A 22,581-nucleotide genomic window follows, 5' to 3' on the forward strand; every position below is an offset into this window, starting at 1 on the left:
CCCGACGGCTCCACAGCCGACTGTCCCACGGTGGTCTCGGTCGTCATCTGGCGTCTCTCCCTTGATCGGTCGATCAGCCGTTATTTGTACAGTCCCCCGGCAGGCGAAGAGCGAGAAGAAGGCGGCCTACTTCGTCAGTACGGGTGGGGTCAACGACACCAACTGGACGGAAGTACTCACCGCGCTCGTCGCGTGCGGCACCGTCGACTACTACAAGAAGTTCGCTCAGGAGTGGCTCACCAGGGAGGGCAAGCCCTGGCAGGCCACCATGAAGTGGATCGACCGCAACAACAACTACGTCGCGAAGTCGGACGTCATCCAGGGTGGCTCCTGCCACCTGAGAATCGAAGGCGACATCACCGACATCGACTACTTCCACAAGAAGATCGAGATTCCGGTCTACAACGGCCCGAGCCACTACAACGCGATCACCGAGCGGGTCTCCGACATCATCGACGAGATGCTCGACGCCGGCGCCGACAAGGTCGTCTGGATGGGTTACTACGACATCAGCCCGGCCCAGATCGACCTCGGTGCGTTCGGCGAGACCTACCGGCAGAAGGTGTCCAAGACGCTGCAGGACATGCTGCCCGGGCACATCCCGCTGAACAAACGGCCGTTGCTCGACGACCCCGGCTGGCAGCAGACGGTGGGGGCGTGGACGACGGCGATGAACCAGGCCATCTGGCAAGGAGTACCGAACCACCCGAAGGTGCGGTTCGCAAACGCGCCCGTACTCGGCACCGGCGACATCCAGCAGACGGCCTTCGGCGGCTGCCCGCACCCGAACGAACCCGGCCACACCGCGCTGGCCAACCGGTTGAACCAGATGTTCGGCTGACCGGGCGCGCGGCGACCCTCCGCCACCGGCGGAGGGTCGCCGCCTCCGCCAGCAGCCGCGCGAACCGGGACATTCGGTAGAGACCTCCGTGGTTGAGCACCATCGGTCCGGACCAGTTCGTCGAGCGGCGCCTCGGCGGTCGTCACCTCTCAGGTCGTCCGGAAGGCGCAACTGGTCGAACGCTACCGGCCCAGGGTCGGCGACGGATCACCGTTCGTCGAGGCTCCCCGGTCCCGTCGTCGCCAGGCGCCCGGCGCTTCGCCGACCAACCGCTTGAAGGCCCTGTTGAAGGCGGACTCTGACTGGTATCCGACGGCGGCCGCGGCCTGCGCGACGCTGACCGAGCCATTCTGGAGTAGCCGTGCCGCGGCCTGGAGTCGCCACTGGGCCAGGTAGGTCATGGGCGGGATGCCCACGTACGCGGTGAACCGGTCCGCGAAGGTCGAGCGCGACATGTTGCTGGCGCGCGCCAGGAGTTCCAGGGTCCAGGGCTCGGCGTAGCGGCCGTGGATGAGCCGTAGCGCCGCGCCGACCTCGGGGTCGCGCAGGCCCGCCACCCAGTTCCGGGTCTGCGGTGGGAGGCCTTCGATGTGGGCGCGGAGTGCTTCGAGGAACATCAGCTCGGACAGCTTCGCCAGCATCGCTTCCTGGCCGGGCTGGCGGTCGCTGCTGGCCCGGATGGCGGTGTCGAGCAGTCCGACCATCCACTCCCAGCTGGCCGCCGACACCGGTGCGTGCACCATGCGCGGCAGCGACTCCAGCAGCGGGTTGAACGGGCGGGTATCGCAGGCGAAGTATCCGCACACGATCCGGCATCCCTCGGCGGCGCTGTCGCCGTTGATGTCGATGACGAACGGCAGGGCCTGGGCCAGCGGGCGGTAGTAGCGCGGCAGGTCCGGCTGCCCGCGCATTCCCGGCGCCGAGGCCAGGATGTTCGCCTCTCCCGAGGGGAAGATCACCATCTGCCCCGCCCGCAGCAGCACCGGCGCCTCGGGCTCGTCGACCGCCTCCACCCAGCATGAGCCGGACGTGATGACGTGGAAGGCGATGAGGTGCTCGGCGTCCGCGGCGACCTTGGCGGCGATCACCTGGGTGGGTGGGCTCTGCGCCACGAACGGGGACCGCGCGGTGATGTCGTAGTAGACGGCGCCCTCGAGGCGTACGGCGAGGAGAACGTCGGACAGGACGTCCATCTGACACCTCCGGACGCTCGGGCGTCGCCGCCGGACGCTCGGGCAGGACCGGACTCGTCCGAGGACGGACGGGCAACACACTCGGTCGCTCGGGCATTCCGATCGACGTCGGCGCTTCCTAATTTCAAAGCATTCATCGTCCGCCAACGGAAGGCAACGGGAAAAGCCCATGATCACCACGGATCTCCAGCCCGCGCGCGTGCTGTCTGCGGCGGGAACCAGAACACGTAAATCATTCGACACGGAAATCACCTAGGAGAATCGCCATGAGAACATTTAGCGACATCGCAATCTTTCGGGTCACCAGAGCCCGGAACGGCGTCGTGGTCGCGATCCTGGGGGTCTCGTTGGCCGCCGCGCCACTGGGCGGGCCGGCAGCGGGATCCCCGGCGGGGGCGTCGCTCGCTCAGACGCCGCCGGCGTGCTCGTCGACGCAACCGTGTCGCCTGAGCACGGGCCTACCGCCGTCGTACGGCGTTCACCACCCGATCCTCACCCCGGATGGCGACACGGTCGTGTTCCAGCGCAGCGTGGCCCCCGGCATTTACAGCGAGTTGTACAGCGTCCCGGTGCGCGGTGGCGCCGACCCGGTGCGGCTGGACCCGCCCCAGGCTCCGTCGAACGGGCAGAAAATGATCACGCCCGACGGTCAGCGTGTCCTGTACGTCTCCGAACGCCTCCAGGGGCGCGCCCTGTTCAGCGTGCCGATCAACGGGCCGGCCAGCGCGGCGGTCCGGTTGTCACCGGCCATCCTGGACTCGTTCAAGATCAGCCCGGACGGCCGACTTGTCACCTTCCAGTCCACCACCTGGCGCGTCCGGGCCGTGCCGATCGCCGGCCCGGAGAGCCGGGGCGTGACGCTCACGCCTACCCCGGCCGACAGCTTCGAGATCAGTTCCAACAGTCGCAACCTCGTCTACCTGGCCGATGGGGACGGCGGTGAAACGGAACTGTTCCGGGTGCCGCTGACCCTCAACCCGGATCCGGGCCAGCAGCCGACCCGGCTCAGCGGTCCGATGGTCGACGGTGGCGGCGTGCACAGCTTCCGGCTTCCCGTGGGGGACGGCCCGGTGGTCTACAGCGCCGCGCAGGAGACGCCGAACATCCGCGAGTTGTACAGCGTCGGGTTCGGCGGCGGCAACCGGACGAAGCTGAACGTGCCGCTTCCCTTCAGATGGCAGGTCGGCATCAAGAACGATCACCCACACGGCTTCCAGTACGGGTACGGCATCAGCGGCGACGGCCGTCGCGTCGTCTACGGAATCCAGTCCGTTGGCGACACCCAGCACCAACTCTTCAGTGTGCCGGCGGCCGGTCCGGCCAGCGCGAGCAGGCGGCTCGACGTCGACACCGCCGACACGTTGCCTCCGGTCTTCCACATCACGGCCGACAGCCGCCGTGTCGTCTACCCCCTGGTCGACGCAACCAACGGATCGGCCCGAGCCTTCAGCGTGCCGATCGACGGGCCGGCCGGCGCCGGGGTCAGGGTCGACTCCGGCGGTAATGGCGACTCCATCCAGGTCAGTCCTGACGGCCAACGCGTGGTGTTCCGCATGCTCATCCTCAACCAGAACGCCGTGCTCAGCGCTCCGGTGGACGAGCAGTTCCCGAGCTCCGACATGATCCGGCTCAACGGTGCCGAAGAGCTCACGGGGTCCGTGGTGTTCGATCCACTCGGCCAGCGGGTGGCCTACACCGCCAACGCGGTCGCCGGGGAAACCGACGTGTTCAGCTCCGCCCTCGGGACGCATTCCCGGTTCAATCTGACCGCGACCCTGACCGCGGACCTCATCGCCGCACCCCGGGTCAGCGACCAGCATGCTGTTTACTCGGCCCACGTCGGTGACGGCTACCAGCTGTACTCCTCACGCCTCGTCCCGGGAACCTCCGGATGAGGGTTCGCCGAGTCCGCGACCGGTGGCACCGCCACTGATCCCCAGGTCGCGGCAGCCCGCCGCTGGCACCACGCGCAGGTGCCGGCGGCGGGCCACGCACGGGTCAGGGTTTGCGGGCCACGCCGACAAGGTTGTGCAGCGGCTCCTGCGACGTGTCGGGGTCGGGGTGCCACCGGGTGACATCGACCAGGCCCGGCTCGACCAGTTCCAGACAATCGAAATAGCTGGCGAACTCCTCGGGGCTGCGCATGGCGTACGGCGGGTTGGCCGAGGCGTTCCAGATGCGCATCACGTCGTTGAGTTCCTGGTTGGTGTTGGTGCCGTCGACAACCACCAGGTAGCTGCCGGCGGGCAGGGCGTCGATGAGCCGCCGGACGACCGCGCGGGCCTCCTCGACGGTGGGCAGGTGGGCCAGGATCCCGGACAGGATGACCGCGACCGGCTGGCTGAGGTCGAGGGTCCGCCCCGCCTCCCGGAGGATCGTCCCGGTGTCGCGCAGGTCGGCGTCGACGTAGTCGGTGGCGCCCTCGGGGCCGCTGGTCAGCAGGGCCCGGGCGTGCACGAGGACGAGCGGGTCGTAGTCGACGTAGACGATGCGGGACGTTGGCGCGACGGCCTGGGCGACCTCGTGGGTGTTGTTGGCGGTGGGCAGCCCGGTGCCGACGTCCAGGAACTGGCGGATGCCCGCCTCGCCGGCCAGGTAGCGCACAGCGCGGTTGAGCACGGCGCGGTCGCCGCGGGCGATGTCCGCGATGATCGGGTACGCCTCGGCGATCTCGTCGCCGAGGGCGCGGTCGACGGGATAGTTGTCCTTGCCGCCGAGCCAGTAGTTCCAGACCCGTGCCGTCTGCGGGACGGTCGTGTCTATCGTGGACGGTACTGCTTCTTCGTCGCGGGGCAGGTCCGTCTCGTCGGTCACGCGCAACGCCTCCCGGTCAGCCACCATCCAGTCGGTGCGCGCCAGAGTACCTTCCGTCACCGCATCGCGTGGTCCAGGTCATCGCTGATGCCCTCCAGGATCTTGACCGTTTCGGTAAGCGGCGCGGCGTCGACGAACAGGCGGTTCGCCGCGTCGAAGTAACAGTCGATGTCCTCGCGCCGGTCCAGGTACAGCGCACTGGTCAGGTGTTCGATGTAGACCAGGTCGGGCAGGTCCCGCAGGGGGAACCGCAGGATGGTGAAGGAGCCCCCGGCCGCGCCGTGTCCGCCGGTGGCGAGCGGCAGCACCTGCAGCCTGACGTTCGGCATCGTGCTGACGATGGAGATCAGGGCCTCGATCTGTTCCCGCATCACCCGCGGGCCGCCGGTGGGGCGCCGGAGCGCGGCTTCGTCCAGCACCGCCCACACCACGGGTGGATCGGCGCGGGTGAGCAGGCGCTGCCGCTCCAGCCGCAGCTGGACCCGACGGGCGATTTCCTCGTCGGGCGCGGTGTGGTGGCACAGCCGCACCACCGCGCGGGCGTACCGCGCGGTCTGCAGCAGCCCCGGAACGAACTGGGCCTCGTAGGAACGGATCAGCGACGTGGTCGCTTCCAGGTCCAGATACCGCTGGAACCAGGTCGGCACGACATCGCTGTACGGGTGCCACCAGCCCGACGCGTTGGCTTCCCGGACGAGCGTCAGCATGGCCGCCCGTTCCTGCTCGTCGTGGATCCCGTAGAGGGACAGCAGGTCCAGCACGTCGCGTTCCTTGAAGCCGACCCGGCCCAGCTCCATCCGGCTGATCTTCGACTCCGAGGCGCGGATCGGCTCGCCGGCGTCAGCCCTGGTCAGGCCCCGCTCCACGCGTAGCCGTCGGAGTTGGGCGCCCAACCGCATCCGTACCGCTGTCGGCCCGTCGCCCGGCCGGCCCTGCTGTGGTGGTTCGCTCACCCCGCACCTCCGGGTTCCTCGTACGCAGCATGCCAGCGAATCGCGGCCGGAACCACCGGCCGTCGGTCCAGCACTCGGAGGCTGGCGGCCCCGGCCCGGTGTCCGACCGAACCGCCGAACGATCGAGCGTCGCCCACCTGCTCGGCGCCATGCCGCGACCCGCCGGTCGGTAGGGCGCGGGGCGCCGGCCCCGGGAGGCGGCGGACCAGGTCGGCGTGGCGTGGTGGGCGAGCGGGATGCTATCGTATTCTCATGAATGAGAATACCGGTCGGGCGCGGGCGGAGATGCTGCTGCATCCGGTCCGGATCCGGATCGTCAGCGAGTTCACCGGCCGCCCCCGAACCGTTCGTGAGCTGGCCGAGGCGCTTCCGGACGTGCCTCAGGCGACGCTCTACCGGCACGTCGCCGCGCTGCTCGGCGGCGGTGTCCTGGAGCAGGTCGGCGAACGTCCGGCGCGGGGACCGAGCGAGCGGGTCTACCGGGTCGCACCCGGCGCGGATCGGATCGCTCCGGAACAGCTCGACACCGTGCCGGTGGCCGAACAACGGACCATGTTCGCCGTGTTCGCCGCGTCCCTGATCGACTCGTTCGCCGCGTACGTCGAGGGTGGCGACGCCGTCCCCAGCGCGGACGGGCTGTCCTACAACAGGGCCGTGGTCAACCTGTCGCGGCAGGAGCGGCTGGATTTCGCCGGTCGCTTCGCCACCCTGGTCGCGGAGGTCCTCGCGGTTCCACCGGCGCCCCATCGCCGTCGATACCACATCGCCTCCTGCTTCATCCCCGCTCCGACAGCGGCGGTGCGCTGATGGCGTTGCGTGTCGAAACCATTGGCGATCCGGCCGATCCGGCGATCGTGTTCCTGCACGCGCTCGGTGTCAGCAGTTGGATGTGGTCCGAGCAGGTGCGGCAGTTGTCGGACCGGTTCTACTGCGTCACGGTGGACCTGCCCGGCAACGGTGCGAGTCACGAGGTCCCATGGCGATCGTTCGACGACAGCGCCGCCGGGATCGCCGCCGTCATCGCGGCGACGCCGGCCGGTCGGGCCCACGTCGTGGGCCTGTCACTGGGCGGCTACGTCGCGGTCGCGCTGACCGCTGGCCACCCGGAGGTCGTCGGGAACGTCGTCGTCTGCGGGGTCACCACCGAACCGCTGCGTCCCGCCTGGCGGAACCGGCTCCTCATGCGGGCCGGGGGGGCGGTGATGCGCCAACCGTGGCTGACCCGGGCCACCGGCGCCGCGATGCGGCTGCCGGGCGAGGCGCGCGATGCCATGGCCGCGGACGCGCGGGTGCTGTCCGCGGCGACCACCGGCCGGGTGCACGACGAGATCCTCCCGTTTCGGCTTCCCGCTGCCCTCACTCCGCAGGCCGAACGGGTCCTCGCGGTCGCCGCGGACCACGACGTGCGGTCGATCCGCGAAGGGCTGGCCGCCTTCGCGTCGATCGGCGCGTCGACCGCCGTGGCCCGTGACGCCCACCACGCCTGGAACGCCGAGCATCCGCGGCTGTTCAGTGACATGGTCGAGGGCTGGGTGACCGATCGTACGGTGCCGCCCGGTCTCGACCCGTGGGTCGGATCGGGGTCGGCCCGGTGACGGCCCGAGCCCGCGGCACCCCGAGTCGCTTCCGGGGCCCGCCCGGTGCCCGGCCCGCTCCCCCGTGGTGAGCGGTCCGGGCACCGGGCGGGTCCCGGCGTGCTCCCTTGTGGTGAGCCGTCCGCGCACCGGGCGGGCCCGGCGTGCGCGTACCGGCCACGGCGCTGGCGCGGAGCGCCGCTGGCTGGCCGGGTCGCGTGGATCGACGGCGGCCAGGGCCCCGGTCGAGTCCATGACACCGGGTGGGCGGACGCGACACCAGGACGTTGAGTCAGACGTTCGACCGGACGTTTCGGCAGTCGACCACCCGGCGGGTCACGGCCGGCCCGTCGCCGGCGCTCACGGAAATTCCCGTCCGGTGGTGCCGTCCCTGGTGGAGTTCAGGACGCTTCCGGTGTCGCTCGGTGACATCTCGATGGAGTCGATCTCGGCCTCGGCGATGCGTCGCGCCGCCGGTTGGAGCCGGTCGTGGGTGCGGTGGAAGACCGCTTGGGCGGGCACCGCGGGCCAACCCGGTGGCAGGTGCCGCAGGGGGATGCGGGGATCGTCGCGGAGTAGGAGCAGCCACTCGCTCAGCAGCCAGAGATGCCGGACGAGGTCGTCCGGGGCCGTGGGAAGTGGTCGGGGGGTGTCCCACCGCCGCAGGAACTGGTGGTAGCGGGCGGCGATGGCGGGCAGGTCGTAGGCGTCCCGCACCACCTGGTTCATGGCGGCCGGCTCGGCCGGTTCGGCCCGGAACACCACGAGATGATCGTCCAGCTCCAGGTCGGTCAGCAGCGAGTCGACATCCACCGTGCCGGGCGCGATCCACATGCCGCTGCGGAGCAGCCCGAAACCCGCCCACCGCAGGCGCGAGCGCAGCAGGTGGCGTTCGTCGCGGCGGTCCTCGGGTAGCGAGAATCCGAGCAACGTCCAGCGCTCGTCGCTGTCCTGGTTGACCGCGCCGGCCTGCCACATCCGTTCCTCGCCCTCGCTCAACACGGTCGCCGCGCGCGGCGTGAGGCCGAGATAGACCTTGCGGCCCCGCCGGTGCCGGACCAGCAGTTTCCGGCTGACCATCCGGGTCAGGGTGGACCGGGTCGCGTGTTCGGACACGCCCATCCGGGCCATCACCGCCGCGCAACTGCCCGAGAAGATGGCGACGTTCCGGCCGAGGGCAGCGCTGCCGAGGAGCGTGAGCAGGAGCGTCTGCGGGCGTACGGACACCAACTGTTCCGCGGCCCAGGTGCGCGGACCGGTGCGTTCGCCGACGGTCGTCATCGGGTCAGGATAGGCCGCCAGCAGCGGGACGATGTTGGGCGTTAGATTGACGGTCGTCATAGATCTGTCTAAGGTTTCAATTAACAGCTATCGATGGAGGTGTCATGAGACAAACCAGGGCGGCGCTGGCCGGGCTCGCCAGCGCCCTGCTCCTCGCGGTGGGCGTCGTCGCTCTGCCGCAGCCGGCGTCCGCCGCCTCGCTGGTCGAGGTGACCAACTTCGGCAGTAACCCGGGCAACATGCGGATGCACATCTACGTGCCTGACGCCCGCCCCGCCAATCCCGCGATCGTGGTCGCCATGCACGGCTGCGGCGGCTCGGGGCCAGGGTTCTACTCGGGCAGCGAGTTCGCCTCGCTGTCCAACCAGTACGGGTTCATCGTGATCTACCCGAGTGCCACCCAGAACGCCGGCTTCGGCAACTGCTTCGACACCTGGTCGGACGCCGCCAAACGGCGCGGCGGCGGCAGCGACCCGGTGTCGATCATGTCGATGGTGACCTACGCCCAACAGCAGTACCGAGGCGACCCCAACCGGGTCTACGCCACCGGTAGTTCGTCCGGCGGCATGATGACCCAACACATGCTCGCCGTCTATCCCGACGTGTTCAAGGCGGGCGCCTCCTTCATGGGGGTGCCCTTCAACTGCTTCGCCAACGCGGCCGACTACCCTCCCGGCAGCAGCCAGTGCACCGGCGGCAACATGAACCGGACCCCGCAGCAGTGGGGTGACGCGGTCCGGGCGGCGTACCCGGGCTACACCGGCCCGCGCCCCCGCATCCAGTTGTGGCACGGCACCAACGACACCCTCGTGCCGTACTCGCTGCTGCAGGAGTCGATCGAGCAGTGGACCAACGTGCACGGGCTGAGCCAGACCCCGACGTCCACCGACACCCCGCAGCCCAACTGGAACCGCCGCCGCTACGGCGACAAGGTCGAGGCGTACAGCATCCAGGGCGCCGGGCACAGCCTGCCGTCGAGCGGCATGGCGCGGGTAGCCGTCCAGTTCTTCGGCCTGGACGGCTCCACGCCGTCGCCGGACCCGACCACGCCGTCGCCGGACCCGACCACGCCGTCACCCGGCGGACCCGGCTGCACCGCCACGGTGTCGCTGAACCAGTGGCCCGGTGGCTTCGTCGCCTCGGTCCGGGTGACCGCCGGCTCGTCGGGCACCAACGGGTGGACCGTGACGATGACGCTGCCCGGCGGCGCCACCGTCACCGGCACCTGGAGCGCCACGGCGAGTGGGAACACCGGCACCGTCCGGTTCACCAACGTCAGCTACAACGGTCGGCTCGGCCCCAACCAGGTCACCGAGTTCGGCTTCCAGGGCAGCGGCAACGGAGCCGGCATGACCCCGGCCTGCGCCGCCACCTGACCCCGCACACTCCGTCGATCTAGGGCAGATGGTCGTGATTGGAGATCGAACGACGACCATCTTCCCTAGATCGACGAGGAAGCTCGACCAGGCCGGCGCCCAGCACCATGGCGCCGGCCCGGTCGTGGCACTCGAACCGGTGCCCGCGCTCGTGCGCCCAGACCCGCGTGGTCAGCGTGTCACCCGGGGCGATGGGTCGGGTGAAGCGGCAACTCAGGCGCGAGACATCGGCCCCCGGGGGCAGCGCCGTCCGGCTGGCGATGGCGAGGCTGGCCAGGCCGTGCACGATGACACCGGGCAGTCCGACCGCCCGAGCGGCCTCGTCGTCCAGGTGGATCGGGTTGTGGTCACCGGACGCGTCGGCGTAGCGGCGGGGCAGGTCGGGGGGGAGCGGATGGGCCGCGCTGCGTACCGGCTCACCGGCCGGCGGCTCGGTCGGCAGCGCCGGGGCGGGGGCGCCCACGGCCAGGTCGGTCGGGACCCCCCGGTAGAACTCGGTGACGTACTGCTCGTTGAGCAACTCCCCGCCGGCCGTCCGGGTCCGCACTCCGATGGTGGCGACCGTGCCGCTGCGCTTGCCGTGCAGGCCGACGACCGCGGCGCTCACCGCCACCGACTCGCCCACCGGCAGTGGGCGGTGGAAGAACAGATCCTGCTGGCCGTGCACCACCCGGCCGCGCAGTTCGGCCGGCGCCGCCGTCTCGGCGACCGCGAACACCAGGCCCATCGCCGGGACAACGGCGTACGCCGGGGAGGGGCCGCCGACGGCGTCGGCGTACGCCGCGATGCTCTCGGCCGTGATGTCGAACCAGCGCTCCTCGCTCCACCGCCCCACCACGGACTCGTCGAACAGTGCCATCACTCGGTCACCTCCACCACGACGGCCCCGGCGGTGTCCCCGGCGGCGCAGCCGGTGAACAGCCCTCGCCCGCCGCCGCGCGCCCGCAGGGCCGAGACCAGTTCGACGACGGCCCGCATGCCGGTCGGGCCCTGCGGATGGCCATAGACCAGGCTGCTGCCGTACGGGTTCATCCGGTCCAGCGGAAACCCGGTCTGCCGGGCGAAGTGGAGGTCGTTGACCGCGAACGGGTTGTGCGTGGTGACCACGCTGATCTCGCCGACGTCGAGCCCGGCGTCGGCGAGCGCGGCGCGGGCCGCCGGGACCGGAGCCACGGGCATCCGGGCCCGCCCGGCTCGGGCGAACGCCACCGCCAGGATCCGGGCGATACCCGCCCCGCCGCTCAGCTCACGGGCCCGGTCCAGGGTGCTGAGCACCAGTCCGGCGGTGCCGTCGGCCGGGTGTGTCTGCGACCCGTACGTGACCACACCGTCGGGTCTCCCGGGGGAGAGCTTGGCCAGCCCCTCGGCGGTCGTGGCGCGGACGCCGGTGTCGTCGGTGACGACGCGCTCACCACGGCGCCCGGGAACGCGCACCTCGACCAGGTGGTCACGGGAACCCGACCGGTACTGCTCGTAACGCAGCAACGTCACCTCGTCGATCTCCGTACGGGTGTAGCCCTCGTCGGCCGCGACGTTCTCCGCGGTATCCACCATGGACTGACCGGTGTTCGGGTCGTGGCGCATCGGATCGAGCACCCAGTGCTCGGTGTGCGGCGCCGCACCGGGGGTGTCCTGGGACGACCACACCAGGAGGGGGCCGTTGCTGGTGCGGTCGGTGGTCAGGGCCAGCACAGTGCGATGAGCGCCCAGCTCGACCTGTACCGCCGCCGCCTGCACGACCGCCGCGGAGGTGGCACACGCCTGAGCGATCGTCGGGCCGGTCACGGCGGCCATCCCGAGGCGGGGAGTGATGGTGGTGACGCCGTAGAACGACGTCGGCTGCGGGACGGTCGTGCCGAACGCGACATGACTCACCTCGTCGACATCGAACTCCCGCGCGGCCAGCGCCCGGCCGGCCACGTCGACAGCCAGGTCCACACTCGACATCTCGGCCAGCTCGCCCTGCCAGCGGCAGAACGGCGAGGACCACGCGAGGTCCAGCGGGATCGCCACATCGGACAGCCTCACGGCGCCTCCCGGCAGAACGGGGCGAGCTGATTGACGTGCTCCTGCTTGTGCCGGATGACGTACCGGTCCAGGAAGGCGGTGAGCGGCTCCGGACCGTACCGGCGGTTGTTCGTCGTCATCACCAGCTGACGGTCGTCGAGTTCGCGCAGCACGGCCGCCAGTTCGGCGGCGGCTGCCGTCACCCCGGCGCGCAACTGCTCGTACGATCGACCGCGCGCGGCGGCCACCGCGGCGAGCCGTTCCGGGTGTTCGTGCGTGCGACCGACCGGCGCGGCCGGATCCGCCAGGAAGCGGCGCAACTCCCCGGCGAAGAACCACGGGAACTCGCCCAGATGGGCGAGCACCATGGCCGCGCTCCACGCCTCCTCCCCGGCCGGTTTGGGTTCCAGCTCGTGCAGCCGGGCCGGATCGATCAGATCCATCGTGGTGGCGACGAGCCCGTCGAGCGTCTCGTTCCGTGACCGGAGCCACGCGGCGTTCATGCCTCCTCCTTCGCCGACATGATCAGAAGGTCATTCCCTCGGCCTGGCCACCGGCGACGGTGACGACCTGGCCGTGCAGGAAGTTGGACCAGGGTGTGCACAGCAGGAAGATGCCGCCCGCGGCCTCGGCGGGGGTGGCCGCGCGTCCGAGCGGTATCTGGGCGGCGGCCCGCTCCCGCGCCTCGGCCGGGATGCCGAGCTGGATCTGACGGTCGCCGCGGTCGAAGGTGCCCGCCTCGTCGGTCGCCGCGGTCAACCGCGTCTCCACGAAGCCGAACGCCACCGCGTTCATGTTGATTTTGAGTGGTCCCCACTCCTTGGCCAGGGTCTTGGTGAGACCGATGAGCGCGGACTTGGCGGCAGAGTAGTTGGCCTGGCCGACGTTGCCCATGGTGCCGGAGATGGACACCACGTTTACCACCTTGCGGAAGACCTCGCGCCCCTCGGCCGCGTCGCGCTTGGCGGCCTCGCGAAGCACCGGTGCGGCGGCGCGCAACAGCCGGAACGGCGCCAACAGGTGGATGTCGAGCATGGCCGTCAGCTGGTCGTCACTCATCTTGTGGAAGATGCCGTCCCAGGTGTAGCCGGCGTTGTTCACGACGATGTCGAGCTGGCCGTACGCCTCGACCGCGCGCGTCACGAGTTGCGGTGGCGTCTCCGGATCGGTGAGGTCGGCGGCAATGGCCGTGCCCCTGCCGTCGAGCAGGTCGAGGGTGCCTTCGAGGGCCGCGACATCACGGTCGGTCGCCACCACGCGGGCGCCGTGCTCGGCGAGGAGCACCGCGGTCGCCTGCCCGATGCCGCGTCCGGCACCGGTGACGACCGCCACCCGACCGTCAAGCACTCCCGTCACGACTGTCCTCCGCTCGGTATGAGGGACGCCAACCTGTCCCGCCAGAGTTCGCGGGCCCGTTTCTTGTCGAACTTGCCGGTGGCCGTGGTGGGCAGGTCGGCCACGAACTCGACCACGTCGGGCACCCACCAGTTCGCCACCCGGGAACGCAGGTGCGCCTGGAGGGTCTTGGCCTCGACCTCGGCGCACGCGACGACGAGCGCCGCCGGCCGCTCGCCCCACCGGGGATGCGGAACCGCGATCACCATGGCCTGGGCGACCGCCTCGTGGTCCATGAGGTGGTTCTCCAGGTCGATCGAGCTGATCCACTCACCGCCGGACTTGATGACGTCCTTGGCCCGGTCCAGCAGGCGTAGGTATCCGTCGGGATCGATCGTTCCGATGTCGCCGGTCCGCAGCCAGCCATCCCGGAACCGGGTGTCGTTGGCGTCGTCGTCCGGGCGGTGGTAGGACGCCGTGACCCACGGCCCCCGCGCTTCGATCTCGCCGGCGGACACGCCGTCGTGCGGCAGCACCGCACCGGTCGGCGCGACCACCCGCAGCTCCACCCCGGCCGTGACGACGCCCTGTGTCGCGTGCAGCGCCAGCCGCTCGGGTTCCGGCCGGCCTTCCAGATGACCCCGGACGATCGTCAGGTTGCCTGACGGTGACATCTCGGTCATGCCCCAACCCTGCTGCATGCCGACACCCCGCCGGTGATACCGCTGGATCAGCTCCAGCGGGATCGCCGACCCGCCACAGAGGATCCGCCGCAGGGTGGCGAGATCGTCGGCCGTGGGTGCCAACTGGTCGACCGCCAGCCAGAAGGTCGGCACCCCGGCAGCCACGGTCACCCGCTCCTCGCGGATCAGCCGCACCACCGTCCGCGGACTGGTGTCCTGCCCGGCCAGCACGAGGCTGGCGCCAGCGAGCGCGGCGGAGTACGGCATGCCCCACGCCGTGGCGTGGAACAGCGGGGTCAGCGGCAGCAGGACGTCCCGTTCCCGGATGGCGAACGAGTCGACGAACAGCCCGCTCATCGCGTGCAGCGTCAACGAACGGTGCGAGTACGCCACACCCTTGGGCCGGCCGGTGGTGCCACCGGTGTAACACAGGCACGCTGCCGCCCACTCGTCGACCTCGGCCGGTTCGTCGTCCGGCACACCGTCGATCAGCTCCTCGTAACCGATGGCGTCGGCGAAGCCGGGATGGGGCTCGGTGCCGTCGGGCAGCACGACATACCGCTCGACACCGGTCAACCGGGGACGGATCTCGGCCAACCTCGGGGTGAGCGACGCATCCACGAAGACGACCCGATCCTCGGCGTGGGCGGCGATCCACGCGATCTGGTCGGGGAAGAGCCGGACGTTCAGCGGCTGGAGGACGGCGCCAGCGATCGGCACCCCGTAGCACAGCTCCAGATGGCGCAGGCCGTTCCAGGCGAAGGTGGCCACCCGGTCACCCGGCCGCACACCCAGCGTGGGTAGGGCGGCGGCGACCTGGCGGGCCCGCCGGGCCAGCCCCGGCCAGGTCTGGACGCAGCGGCCGGTGGGGGTCAGGCCGACCAGGCGGGCGTGCGGCCCGGTCGCGGCACCACGGCGCAACATCATCCCGACGGACAGCGGCATCGACCCCATCGTGCTTCGCATGCGTCAACCTCCCTGCGGGCCAGCCGCGGTGAACAGGGTGCGGAGGTGTTCCGGCCACGGTGCGGCGCGTCCGGTGGCGGGGTCGAACCAGACGATCGTGAGGGTGCCACGGGCGACGTCCACATCATCGTGGGTGATCCGGAACGCGTACCGCAGCGAACTGCGCCCGACGTGCTGGACGGTGAGCGTGCTCCGCGCCACCTCCGCGTAGCGCAGCGGGCCGAGGAAGTCGACGCTCAGGTTGAGCCGTGGCATCCGGTCGAACACCTCCCGCTCGATCCCCAGCCGTTCGTGCAGCGACGTCTCGGCGTGCTCGACGAAGCGCAGCGCCGCGGCGTAGTGCCACCGGCCCATCGGGTCGGTCTCGGACCACTCCAGTCGCCGGCTGGTCACGATCGACGCGGGCTCACCCATGGCATCCGCTCAGTACTTGTAGATCGTGTTGCCGGGTGGCAGCTCACGCGGCCCGTACGGCGCGGTGTCCAGCCAGTGGCCGAGCCGGTCGTCGTGCGCCGCTCGTCGGGCCGCCTCCGCCAGCCTGGCCCGTCCGGCCGCGTCGGGCCGCAGGTGTGCCAGGGCGGTGCCGGCGGCGTCGCGGTTGAACAGCGCCGCCCGGCGGCGGGTCATCGAGAAGTCCTCGACGGCGGCTCGCGCGCGGGCCGGTCGGCGTGTCGAGAGTGCGATGTGGACCGCCGTGGCGGCGGCGTCCGCGTCCGGTACGCCGGAGTTCAACCCGCGCGCGCCGAACGGGGCGAAGAGGTGCGCGGCCTCACCGGTGAACAGCACCCGTCGGTGCCGGTCGGCGAGGTCGTCGGCGACCACCTGGAGGAACTGGTAGGTGGAGGCCCAGGCGATCCGGTCGGCGTACCCGGACGGCATGACCGCGCGCAACCATCGCCGCAGGCCGTCGCCCCCGCTCAGGTCCTCCGGGTCGTCGCCGTCGTGCAACTGGAGGTCGACCCGCCAACCACCGGCGAAGGGCACGAACAGCACATTGCGGCTGCCGGCCGCCGGATGCGCGTAGTGGAAGACCCGTTCGGCGGGGAGCGGGTCGGCGGGGTCGTCCAACACGTCGACCACGACGTACCAGCCGTCGGATCGGCTGCCCGCCATGGCGACACCGACCGCCTTGCGTACCGGGGAGCGGGAGCCGTCGGCCGCGATGACGTAGTCGGCCGACCAGCGTTCGCCGGTCATGGTGGTCAGCTCCACCCCCGCCGGGTCGGAGCAGGCGCGGGAGACCTCGGCGTTCCAGACGAACTCGACGCCGGCCGCCTTGCACGCGCGCAACAGGTGCCGCTCGGTCTCCACCTGCGGCAGGCTGGTGAAGTGCGGCAGCGTGCCGGCCTCGGGCGGCGGGTACGTGCGGGCGAAGACCTGACGTCCGGCGTAGAGCGTGCGTTTGGTCTGCCACACCAGCCCGTGTGCGGCAAGCTCGCGTGCGAGGTCGGGGCTGGAGCGTTCGAACACCTCCAGGGTGGCGCGGTGCACGAAGATCGCCCGGCTGCCCGGACGCAGCCGGTCCGGCTCGCCGGCCTCCAGGACGGTCGCCGGGCGGCCCAGGGCGCGCAGCGACAACGCCGCCGACATGCCCACCGGGCCGGCGCCGACGACGATGACCGGGCGGTGGCTGGGCGGCCGGTTCACGCGGTCACCGCCTCCGTCGGCTCGGCCCGCGACGCCGGGTGGTGGTCGTGCCGCGACGCCGGGTGGTGGTCGTGCCGCGACGCCGGGTGGTCGTCGGCCCGTGACGCCGGGTGGTGGTCGTCGCGCGACCCCGGATTGCGGGCGTCGCCGCGTCCCGGCCGGGACGCGTACGGGCGGGCCCGGGCGGCGGTCACCGTGACCTCCAGCCGCCCGACGCGCTGGATCTCCACGGCGATCCGGTCGCCGTCCCGGATCGGCCCGACGCCCGCCGGTGTCCCGGTCGCGATGACGTCGCCGGGCCACAGCGTCATGACCGAGCTGGCGTACGCGACCAGCTCGGGGACGCCGAAAATGAGGCCGGCCGTGCTGGCGGACTGCCGGAGGGTGCCGCCGACCCAGCACCGCAGGTCCAGCGCTCCCGGGTCACCCACCTCGTCCGGCGTGGTCAGCCAGGGGCCGAGCGGGGTGAAGGTGTCGAACGACTTGCGGGTCGACCTGTCCTCGGTGGAGCGCACGGTGATGTCGAGCAGGCAGGAGTAGCCGGCCACATGGTCGAGGGCCCGCTCGGCCGGCACGTCGCGCGCCTCCCGGCCGATGACGACCGCCAGCTCCGCCTCCTGGTCCGTGCGCAGATCGGAGTACGGCAGCGCGACCGCACCACCGGGGCCGAGGACCGACGACGGTGCCTTGAGGAACAGTCCGAGGTCGCTGATCGTGGCCGGGGCGGCCATCTCGGTCTGGTGGTCGCGGTAGTTGACAGGCGCTCCGAGGATTTTGCCCGGCCGGGGGAGCGGCGGATCGAGCCGGACCTCGGCCAGCGGGATCCGGGGTCGGCCGGTCAGTTCGGAGGCCGCGAGCCGGCGCGGGTCGCCCTGCTCCAGCAACGCGTGCAGCGGCCCGGCCGGACCGGGCGTCGACGTGGCGAGCAGGTCGGTGAGGTCGACCAGCTGGTCGCCGTCGACCGCGCCGAGCCGGGCACCCAGGTCAGCGCGGAACACCGCCAGCCTCACCGGACCTCCTCCCGGTAGAGGCCCAGCGCGGTCAACACCGGCGCGTCGGTGTACGAGAACAGGATCGCGTCCCCGTGTGCCTCGTTCACGTGCTCGTAGGTGGCCCAGCCGGGCACGGCGAACACGTCCTTCGGTCCCCACTCGAGCCGCTGCCCGTCCACGGTGGTCGAACCCGTGCCGCGTACCACGTGGTAGATCGTGCTCGGGGTCTGCCGGCGGGGAACCCCCCGGAACCCGGGGCGCAGCCGTGCCACCCGGCAACCGATTGTCGGCATGACCGGTCCACCGGTCCACGGATTGGTGTATTCCAGCAGCACGCCGTCGGAGTCGCTGCCCACCGCGTCGTCGGCGATCGCGTCGAACGCCCGCGCGGTCTCCGCCCACGGATAGTTGCCGATCGGAGAGTTCGGGCTCGGGTGTGGGTCCCACGCGGGGGTTAGCCGGCCGTGGACGAACTGGCGGGAGGAGATGTCGTCCGGCACCTCGGCCTTCTGCGTACGCTCGCCGTACAGCTCGAAGAAGCCGGCCTCCATGGTGTTGACGAGCGGGAAGTCCAGACCGTCGAGCCACAGCATCGGCCCGTCGCCCTCGTGGGCGTGGTCGTGCCAGTGCCAGCCGGGGGTCAGCAGCAGGTCGCCGGGGTGCATGTGCACCCGCTCGCCGTTCACCGTGGTGTACGCCCCGTCGCCCTCGATGATGAACCGGAAGGCGCCGGAGGAGTGCCGGTGCGCCTGAGCCGTCTCGCCCGGCAGGATCACCTGGATGCCCGCGTACAGGTTGTTCGTCGTGGCGGGCGGGTCGGGAAGCCCCGGGTTGACAAGCATCAGCACCCGTCGCTCTGCCTCTTCCAGCGACAGCACCTCGGCGAAGTGCAGCAGGTGCGGCCGCAGCGCGGCGTAGGACCACAGGACCGGCACGGCCCGGCTGCGTGGCTCGGCCGCGAACAGGTCGCCGAAGTATCGCCACAGCGGCGCGGTCCCGAGCTTGGCGATGGCGTCGTACGCGTCGTCGACCATGAGGCCCTCCTTCGCCTGCCCTTAGGCTTGCTTGTTACGCCTCTGTCGTCAAGACATGTGTCTTACTTCGACCGGTGCGAGAGACCCACGTAGGACGACGACAAGCGTCGGTCAGCCGTCGCGGCCGTGGTTGGACCGGCCGTGGTTCGACGGGCCGTGGCTCGGGTGGCCGTGGCTCGTGTGGCTGCGAACCAGGGCGGCGAGGTCCGCGTCGTACCCGGAGACCACCTGGACCACCCGCTGCTCGGCCAGGCCGGCGAGGCCGTCGTAGAGTTCCACGAAGAGTTCCCGGGCCCGCGCCCGCGGCCACCGGTCCGGCAGCAACTCGGTGGGCAGCTCCGGATCGAGGCTCGGCATGGTGCGCCAGTCGTCCATCAGCTCCGTACGCGCGACCAGGGCCTGCGCCGTGCCGATCTTCCCATTCCGCCAGCGCCGCCGCACCGGCTCGTAACCGGCCAGGATCCGCTCGTACTCGGCGCGGAGCGCGTCGAGATCCCACGCCCTGATGGGATGCCCGCCATCCGGCCCCCCGTCGGCGAGTTCGGCGGTGAAGACGGTGGCCCGGTCGATGCCGAGTTCGGCGAGGATCGCGGTCACCTCCGCGACCCGCTCGTGCGGGGACACCCACAGCCCGTCGTAGAGCGGGGCGAAGCCGTACCAGCCCAGCCGGGTGCGCAGGGCGTGCCGACGGGACCGGTCGTCCTCGGGCACGGAGAACGCGGCGACAGTCCAGCGCCCGGCCCACGTCGGCCGCTCGGCACCGAAGGACAGGATGTGCCCCCGGCCCTCGGTGAGCACCTCGGCGGCGCGCGCGCTCAGCGCGTACGACGTGTGCCGCCCGGCCTTGGAGAGTTCGAGCAGCCCACGGCGGGCCAACCGGCTCAGTGCCGCCCGGGCGCTGACCTCGGTGATGCCGAACTCGCCGAGGAGCGCCACGAGCGCCGCGGACGGCAGCGGGGCGCGTTGCCCGTACCAGTAGTCGCCGAGCAGGGTCAGCAGCAGGTGCTGCGGACTGCCTCCCGCCTGGAGCCGCGGCAGGTCGGCGGCGGGTGACGCGGGCTGGACCGACATGCGGGTGACTATACAGATTTCGAGTCGCCCGCCAGGTGAGCAGCCTTCGAACGCCACCGTCCGGGTCGCCGCTCGCGCGGGCTTGGGGAGTTCCGATATTAGTCATCAACGTTGACCGCCGTGTAATACATGTCTAGCGTTCAGGTACTGTCCCCTCGCTGTGGGAGGCACCTGTGCGACGTACCGCCGTATCCGCCGCCGTGCTCGCCGTGGTCGCCGCCGTCGCGGCCTGCGGTGACGACTCCACCTCCGGTGCCGGCGACGATCCGGTCACGGTGGGCCAGATCGTGTCCCTGACCGGCAACTACGCACCGCTGGGCACCGAGAACGAGAAGTCCGTGAAGCTCGCGGTGGAGCAGATCAACGCGGCCGGCGGAGTGCTCGGCCGCCAGATCGAGCTGCTCGTCCGCGACGACAAGAGCCAGCCCGACCAGTCGGTGCTGGCGTTCAACGACCTCAAGAGCAAGGGCATCGCCGCGGTGATCGGATCGCCGTTCTCCAACTCGGCGCTGGCCACGATCCCGCTTGTCGACCGGGAGGAGATCCCGTACATCTCGCTGACTCCGGCCGACGAACAGGTGAACCCCGTCCACCCGTACGTCTTCGTGGTGCCCGCCACGTCCGCCACCTACGCCGACCGGATCCTGCAATACCTCAAGTCCCAGGACGTCAGCAGGGCCGTGGTGGCCTACGACGGTCAGTCCTCCTACGCCCGCGCCGGCTTCGCCGGCACCAAGGCCAAGGCCGCCGAGCACGGCATCACGCTCACCGCGACCCCCGAGTTCCAGACCACGACCACCGAGTTCTCCGCGGTCTTCAACCAGGTTCGTTCGTCCGGCGCACAGGCGCTGATCGTCTGGGCCACCGGGCCGCCGGGCGTGGCGCTGGCCAAGCAGTACCCGACCGCCGGCCTCCAGGTGCCGGTCGTCTTCACCGGAGCACAGGCCAGCAAGCTCTGGCTGGACCCGGTCGGCGGGGCCGCCGAGGGCGCGGTCGTGGCCAGTTCCATCGGCGTGGTGGGCGACAGCCTGCCGGACGGGGAACAGCGGCGGGCCATCCGGGAACTCGCCGAGCCGTTCCAGCAGAAGTACGGGTACCCACCGCCACAGTTCGCGCAGGACGGCTACTCCGGGGTAAAGCTGCTCGTCGCCGCGATCGACAAGGCGGGCAGCACCGACCCGGAGAAGGTCCGGGCCGCCCTCGAAGGGCTCACCGTCACCACCCCCAACGGCCGGTACGCCTACAGCGCCACCGACCACGCCGGGCTGGGGGCCGACTACATCTCCATAAACACCGTCAAGGGCGGCGCCTTCGTGCCCACCGAGTGGGCGACACGACAACTGGCCATGGTGGCGGGCACGTGAGCGAGCCCCTCCTGCGGGTGGCTGGCGTGTCGCGCGCCTTCGGCGGCGTGTACGCCGTGCGCGAGGTCGATCTCGACGTCGCGCACGGCGAACTGCGCGGCATCATCGGGCCGAACGGCGCCGGCAAGTCGACGCTGTTCAACCTCATCGGCGGCCAGCTCACCGCGGGAGCGGGCACGATCACCTTCGCCGGGGACCGGGTCGACCGGCTGCCGGCGCACCGGCGGGCCCGGCTCGGCATCGCCATCGTCTTCCAGGGCGCACGCGTCTTCCGCGGAATGACCGCCCTGGAGAACGTGATGGTCGGGGCGCACGCCAGCACCCGGTCCGGCTTCACCGCGGCGGCGTTACGGCTGCCCCGCCACCGCGGCGAAGAGCGGGAGATCCGGCATCGGGCGCGGGAGGCGCTCGACCGGGTCGGCCTGACCGGGTGGGCGGACCGGGCGGCGGAGTCGCTGCCGCTGGGTCAGCAGCGGGCGCTCCAGGTCGCCCGCGCGCTCTGCGGCCGGCCGCGACTGCTGCTGCTCGACGAACCCGCGGCCGGGCTGCGGGCCGCCGAACGGGAGTCGCTGGCCCACCTCATCGAGGAGTTGAAGGCCGGCGGCCTCACGATGATCAAAATTGAGCACGACGTCGCCTTCGTGACCCGGCTCGCGGACCGGGTCACCGTGCTCGACCTCGGTCGGGTGATCGCCGACGGCACGCCGGCCGAGATCCGCGCCCACCCGGCCGTCGTCTCCGCGTACCTCGGCGCGGAGGTGACCAGGTGATAGAGGTGGCGGGGCTGACCGTCCGGTACGGAGCGGCGACCGCCCTGGACGGGGTGGACCTCACCGTCGGCGCCGGCGAGCTGGTCGCGCTCATCGGACCGAACGGCGCCGGTAAGTCCACCCTGGTCAACACGCTCTCCGGCATCCTCCGGCCGGCCGGCGGCACCGTCACCGTCCGGGGCCGCCTCGCGCACGTGCCCGAGGGACGGCAGATGTTCCCCGACCTGACCGTCGACGACAACCTGCGGCTCGGCGGGTGGCGCGTCCGCAACCGGGACACCGGCCCGATCTACGACGTGCTGCCCGGACTGGTGCCGCTGCGCGGCCGCCGGGCCGGCCAGCTCTCCGGCGGCGAGCAGCAGATGGTCGCGGTGGGGCGGGCGCTGATGGCCCGCCCTGAGGTGCTCGCGGTCGACGAACTCTCCCTCGGCCTCGCCCCGCTCGTCGTGGCCGACCTCGCGCGCCACCTGCGTGCGCTCAATGCCGAGCGCGGCCTCGCCGTGCTGCTCATCGAACAGAACGCCCGCCTCGCCCTGGACCTGTGCGGTCGCGGGTACGTGCTGGAGGCCGGCCGGATCGTCGCCATCGGCACCGCCGCCGAACTGGCCGGTGACCCGCGGGTCGCCGCCGCCTACCTGGGGACGGCCGCGTGAGCGCGAGGAGCGCAGCGCAGCGGAGCC

The 22,581-nt window shown here is 71.2% G+C and carries 22 protein-coding genes; 8 read left to right on the forward strand and 14 right to left on the reverse strand.

Going from position 1 to position 22,581, the window contains the following annotated elements:
• The first annotated feature begins 61 nt into the window (after nucleotides 1-61).
• Nucleotides 62-841 carry a hypothetical protein gene (locus tag ACFQUZ_RS30940; RefSeq protein ID WP_377448591.1) on the forward strand — a complete coding sequence of 260 codons (780 nt, stop codon included), beginning with the start codon at nucleotides 62-64 and terminating at the stop codon, nucleotides 839-841.
• A 182-nt stretch (nucleotides 842-1,023) separates the two neighbouring features.
• Here the strand turns inward: ACFQUZ_RS30940 and ACFQUZ_RS30945 are convergent, their stop codons facing one another.
• Entirely contained in the window at nucleotides 1,024-2,034 is a 1,011-nt protein-coding gene (locus tag ACFQUZ_RS30945) for a cupin domain-containing protein (protein ID WP_377448593.1), read from the reverse strand.
• Nucleotides 2,035-2,300: 266 nt separating this feature from the next.
• Between ACFQUZ_RS30945 and ACFQUZ_RS30950 the strand changes: the two genes are divergently transcribed.
• Nucleotides 2,301-3,929: a hypothetical protein gene (locus ACFQUZ_RS30950; RefSeq protein ID WP_377448595.1), complete on the forward strand. Its 1,629-nt coding sequence runs from the start codon at nucleotides 2,301-2,303 to the stop codon at nucleotides 3,927-3,929.
• A gap of 103 nt (nucleotides 3,930-4,032) precedes the next feature.
• On the opposite strand, the gene ACFQUZ_RS30955 is transcribed toward ACFQUZ_RS30950, so the two are convergent.
• Nucleotides 4,033-4,875: an SAM-dependent methyltransferase gene (locus ACFQUZ_RS30955; protein ID WP_377448660.1), complete on the reverse strand. Its 843-nt coding sequence runs from the start codon at nucleotides 4,873-4,875 to the stop codon at nucleotides 4,033-4,035.
• A gap of 29 nt (nucleotides 4,876-4,904) precedes the next feature.
• The gene (locus ACFQUZ_RS30960; RefSeq protein WP_377448661.1) at nucleotides 4,905-5,747 is read right to left on the reverse strand and encodes a helix-turn-helix domain-containing protein; all 843 of its coding nucleotides are present in this window, start codon (nucleotides 5,745-5,747) and stop codon (nucleotides 4,905-4,907) included.
• A 306-nt stretch (nucleotides 5,748-6,053) separates the two neighbouring features.
• On the opposite strand from ACFQUZ_RS30960, the gene ACFQUZ_RS30965 reads away from it, so the two are divergent.
• Nucleotides 6,054-6,608: a helix-turn-helix domain-containing protein gene (locus ACFQUZ_RS30965; RefSeq protein WP_377448597.1), complete on the forward strand. Its 555-nt coding sequence runs from the start codon at nucleotides 6,054-6,056 to the stop codon at nucleotides 6,606-6,608.
• Nucleotides 6,608-7,396 (forward strand): alpha/beta fold hydrolase, encoded by a 789-nt coding sequence (locus ACFQUZ_RS30970; RefSeq protein WP_377448599.1) that lies wholly within the window; start codon nucleotides 6,608-6,610, stop codon nucleotides 7,394-7,396. Before ACFQUZ_RS30965 ends, ACFQUZ_RS30970 begins: the two co-directional genes overlap by 1 nt.
• A gap of 339 nt (nucleotides 7,397-7,735) precedes the next feature.
• On the opposite strand, the gene ACFQUZ_RS30975 is transcribed toward ACFQUZ_RS30970, so the two are convergent.
• A complete protein-coding gene (locus tag ACFQUZ_RS30975) occupies nucleotides 7,736-8,656 on the reverse strand; it encodes a PaaX family transcriptional regulator C-terminal domain-containing protein (protein WP_377448601.1) in 921 nt (306 codons plus the stop codon).
• Nucleotides 8,657-8,760: 104 nt separating this feature from the next.
• Between ACFQUZ_RS30975 and ACFQUZ_RS30980 the strand changes: the two genes are divergently transcribed.
• On the forward strand, nucleotides 8,761-10,032 hold the full coding sequence (locus ACFQUZ_RS30980) for a PHB depolymerase family esterase (protein ID WP_377448603.1): 1,272 nt from the start codon (nucleotides 8,761-8,763) through the stop codon (nucleotides 10,030-10,032).
• 19 nt (nucleotides 10,033-10,051) lie between these two features.
• Here the strand turns inward: ACFQUZ_RS30980 and ACFQUZ_RS30985 are convergent, their stop codons facing one another.
• The 10 genes from ACFQUZ_RS30985 to ACFQUZ_RS31030 form a co-directional block, all read right to left on the reverse strand.
• Complete coding sequence (locus ACFQUZ_RS30985; RefSeq protein ID WP_377448605.1) at nucleotides 10,052-10,891, reverse strand: MaoC/PaaZ C-terminal domain-containing protein; 840 nt, start codon at nucleotides 10,889-10,891, stop codon at nucleotides 10,052-10,054.
• Nucleotides 10,891-12,060 carry a thiolase family protein gene (locus ACFQUZ_RS30990; protein ID WP_377448607.1) on the reverse strand — a complete coding sequence of 390 codons (1,170 nt, stop codon included), beginning with the start codon at nucleotides 12,058-12,060 and terminating at the stop codon, nucleotides 10,891-10,893. Before ACFQUZ_RS30990 ends, ACFQUZ_RS30985 begins: the two co-directional genes overlap by 1 nt.
• Nucleotides 12,057-12,542 (reverse strand): maleylpyruvate isomerase N-terminal domain-containing protein, encoded by a 486-nt coding sequence (locus ACFQUZ_RS30995; RefSeq protein ID WP_377448609.1) that lies wholly within the window; start codon nucleotides 12,540-12,542, stop codon nucleotides 12,057-12,059. The genes ACFQUZ_RS30990 and ACFQUZ_RS30995 overlap by 4 nt, the downstream gene beginning before the upstream one ends.
• Nucleotides 12,543-12,564: 22 nt before the next feature.
• Nucleotides 12,565-13,395, reverse strand: coding sequence for an SDR family NAD(P)-dependent oxidoreductase (locus ACFQUZ_RS31000; RefSeq protein WP_377448611.1), 831 nt, complete (start codon nucleotides 13,393-13,395; stop codon nucleotides 12,565-12,567).
• A complete protein-coding gene (locus ACFQUZ_RS31005) occupies nucleotides 13,392-15,023 on the reverse strand; it encodes a long-chain-fatty-acid--CoA ligase (protein ID WP_377448613.1) in 1,632 nt (543 codons plus the stop codon). Before ACFQUZ_RS31005 ends, ACFQUZ_RS31000 begins: the two co-directional genes overlap by 4 nt.
• A gap of 3 nt (nucleotides 15,024-15,026) precedes the next feature.
• Complete coding sequence (locus ACFQUZ_RS31010) at nucleotides 15,027-15,437, reverse strand: acyl-CoA thioesterase (RefSeq protein ID WP_377448615.1); 411 nt, start codon at nucleotides 15,435-15,437, stop codon at nucleotides 15,027-15,029.
• 9 nt (nucleotides 15,438-15,446) lie between these two features.
• Nucleotides 15,447-16,670 carry an FAD-dependent monooxygenase gene (locus ACFQUZ_RS31015; protein ID WP_377448617.1) on the reverse strand — a complete coding sequence of 408 codons (1,224 nt, stop codon included), beginning with the start codon at nucleotides 16,668-16,670 and terminating at the stop codon, nucleotides 15,447-15,449.
• Nucleotides 16,667-17,680, reverse strand: coding sequence for a fumarylacetoacetate hydrolase family protein (locus ACFQUZ_RS31020; protein WP_377448619.1), 1,014 nt, complete (start codon nucleotides 17,678-17,680; stop codon nucleotides 16,667-16,669). Before ACFQUZ_RS31020 ends, ACFQUZ_RS31015 begins: the two co-directional genes overlap by 4 nt.
• Nucleotides 17,677-18,696, reverse strand: a complete 1,020-nt coding sequence (locus tag ACFQUZ_RS31025) for a cupin domain-containing protein (protein WP_377448621.1) — start codon at nucleotides 18,694-18,696, stop codon at nucleotides 17,677-17,679. Before ACFQUZ_RS31025 ends, ACFQUZ_RS31020 begins: the two co-directional genes overlap by 4 nt.
• Before the next feature lie 111 nt (nucleotides 18,697-18,807).
• Nucleotides 18,808-19,767, reverse strand: a complete 960-nt coding sequence (locus ACFQUZ_RS31030; RefSeq protein ID WP_377448623.1) for a PaaX family transcriptional regulator C-terminal domain-containing protein — start codon at nucleotides 19,765-19,767, stop codon at nucleotides 18,808-18,810.
• A gap of 173 nt (nucleotides 19,768-19,940) precedes the next feature.
• On the opposite strand from ACFQUZ_RS31030, the gene ACFQUZ_RS31035 reads away from it, so the two are divergent.
• From ACFQUZ_RS31035 to ACFQUZ_RS31045, 3 genes are read left to right on the forward strand one after another with little or no spacing between them, the layout of a single operon-like run.
• Entirely contained in the window at nucleotides 19,941-21,131 is a 1,191-nt protein-coding gene (locus tag ACFQUZ_RS31035; RefSeq protein WP_377448625.1) for an ABC transporter substrate-binding protein, read from the forward strand.
• Complete coding sequence (locus ACFQUZ_RS31040; protein ID WP_377448627.1) at nucleotides 21,128-21,901, forward strand: ABC transporter ATP-binding protein; 774 nt, start codon at nucleotides 21,128-21,130, stop codon at nucleotides 21,899-21,901. The genes ACFQUZ_RS31035 and ACFQUZ_RS31040 overlap by 4 nt, the downstream gene beginning before the upstream one ends.
• On the forward strand, nucleotides 21,898-22,554 hold the full coding sequence (locus ACFQUZ_RS31045) for an ABC transporter ATP-binding protein (protein ID WP_377448629.1): 657 nt from the start codon (nucleotides 21,898-21,900) through the stop codon (nucleotides 22,552-22,554). Before ACFQUZ_RS31040 ends, ACFQUZ_RS31045 begins: the two co-directional genes overlap by 4 nt.
• Nucleotides 22,555-22,581 lie beyond the last annotated feature (27 nt).

The sequence above is a fragment of the Plantactinospora sp. GCM10030261 genome (assembly GCF_042666615.1).
Taxonomy (GTDB): Bacteria; Actinomycetota; Actinomycetes; order Mycobacteriales; family Micromonosporaceae; genus KBS50.

Excerpts from the sequence above, each read along its gene's own strand:
- ACFQUZ_RS30960 (WP_377448661.1), bottom strand. The coding sequence starts at position 5,747 with ATGCGGTTGGGCGCCCAACTCCGACGGCTACGCGTGGAGCGGGGCCTG.
- ACFQUZ_RS31030 (WP_377448623.1), bottom strand. The coding sequence starts at position 19,767 with ATGTCGGTCCAGCCCGCGTCACCCGCCGCCGACCTGCCGCGGCTCCAG.
- ACFQUZ_RS31005 (WP_377448613.1), bottom strand. The coding sequence starts at position 15,023 with ATGCGAAGCACGATGGGGTCGATGCCGCTGTCCGTCGGGATGATGTTG.
- ACFQUZ_RS30955 (WP_377448660.1), bottom strand. The coding sequence starts at position 4,875 with ATGGTGGCTGACCGGGAGGCGTTGCGCGTGACCGACGAGACGGACCTG.
- ACFQUZ_RS30945 (WP_377448593.1), bottom strand. The coding sequence starts at position 2,034 with ATGGACGTCCTGTCCGACGTTCTCCTCGCCGTACGCCTCGAGGGCGCC.
- ACFQUZ_RS30995 (WP_377448609.1), bottom strand. The coding sequence starts at position 12,542 with ATGAACGCCGCGTGGCTCCGGTCACGGAACGAGACGCTCGACGGGCTC.
- ACFQUZ_RS30975 (WP_377448601.1), bottom strand. The coding sequence starts at position 8,656 with ATGACGACCGTCGGCGAACGCACCGGTCCGCGCACCTGGGCCGCGGAA.
- ACFQUZ_RS30980 (WP_377448603.1), top strand. The coding sequence starts at position 8,761 with ATGAGACAAACCAGGGCGGCGCTGGCCGGGCTCGCCAGCGCCCTGCTC.
- ACFQUZ_RS30965 (WP_377448597.1), top strand. The coding sequence starts at position 6,054 with ATGAATGAGAATACCGGTCGGGCGCGGGCGGAGATGCTGCTGCATCCG.
- ACFQUZ_RS31010 (WP_377448615.1), bottom strand. The coding sequence starts at position 15,437 with ATGGGTGAGCCCGCGTCGATCGTGACCAGCCGGCGACTGGAGTGGTCC.
- ACFQUZ_RS30950 (WP_377448595.1), top strand. The coding sequence starts at position 2,301 with ATGAGAACATTTAGCGACATCGCAATCTTTCGGGTCACCAGAGCCCGG.
- ACFQUZ_RS31025 (WP_377448621.1), bottom strand. The coding sequence starts at position 18,696 with ATGGTCGACGACGCGTACGACGCCATCGCCAAGCTCGGGACCGCGCCG.
- ACFQUZ_RS30985 (WP_377448605.1), bottom strand. The coding sequence starts at position 10,891 with ATGGCACTGTTCGACGAGTCCGTGGTGGGGCGGTGGAGCGAGGAGCGC.
- ACFQUZ_RS30970 (WP_377448599.1), top strand. The coding sequence starts at position 6,608 with ATGGCGTTGCGTGTCGAAACCATTGGCGATCCGGCCGATCCGGCGATC.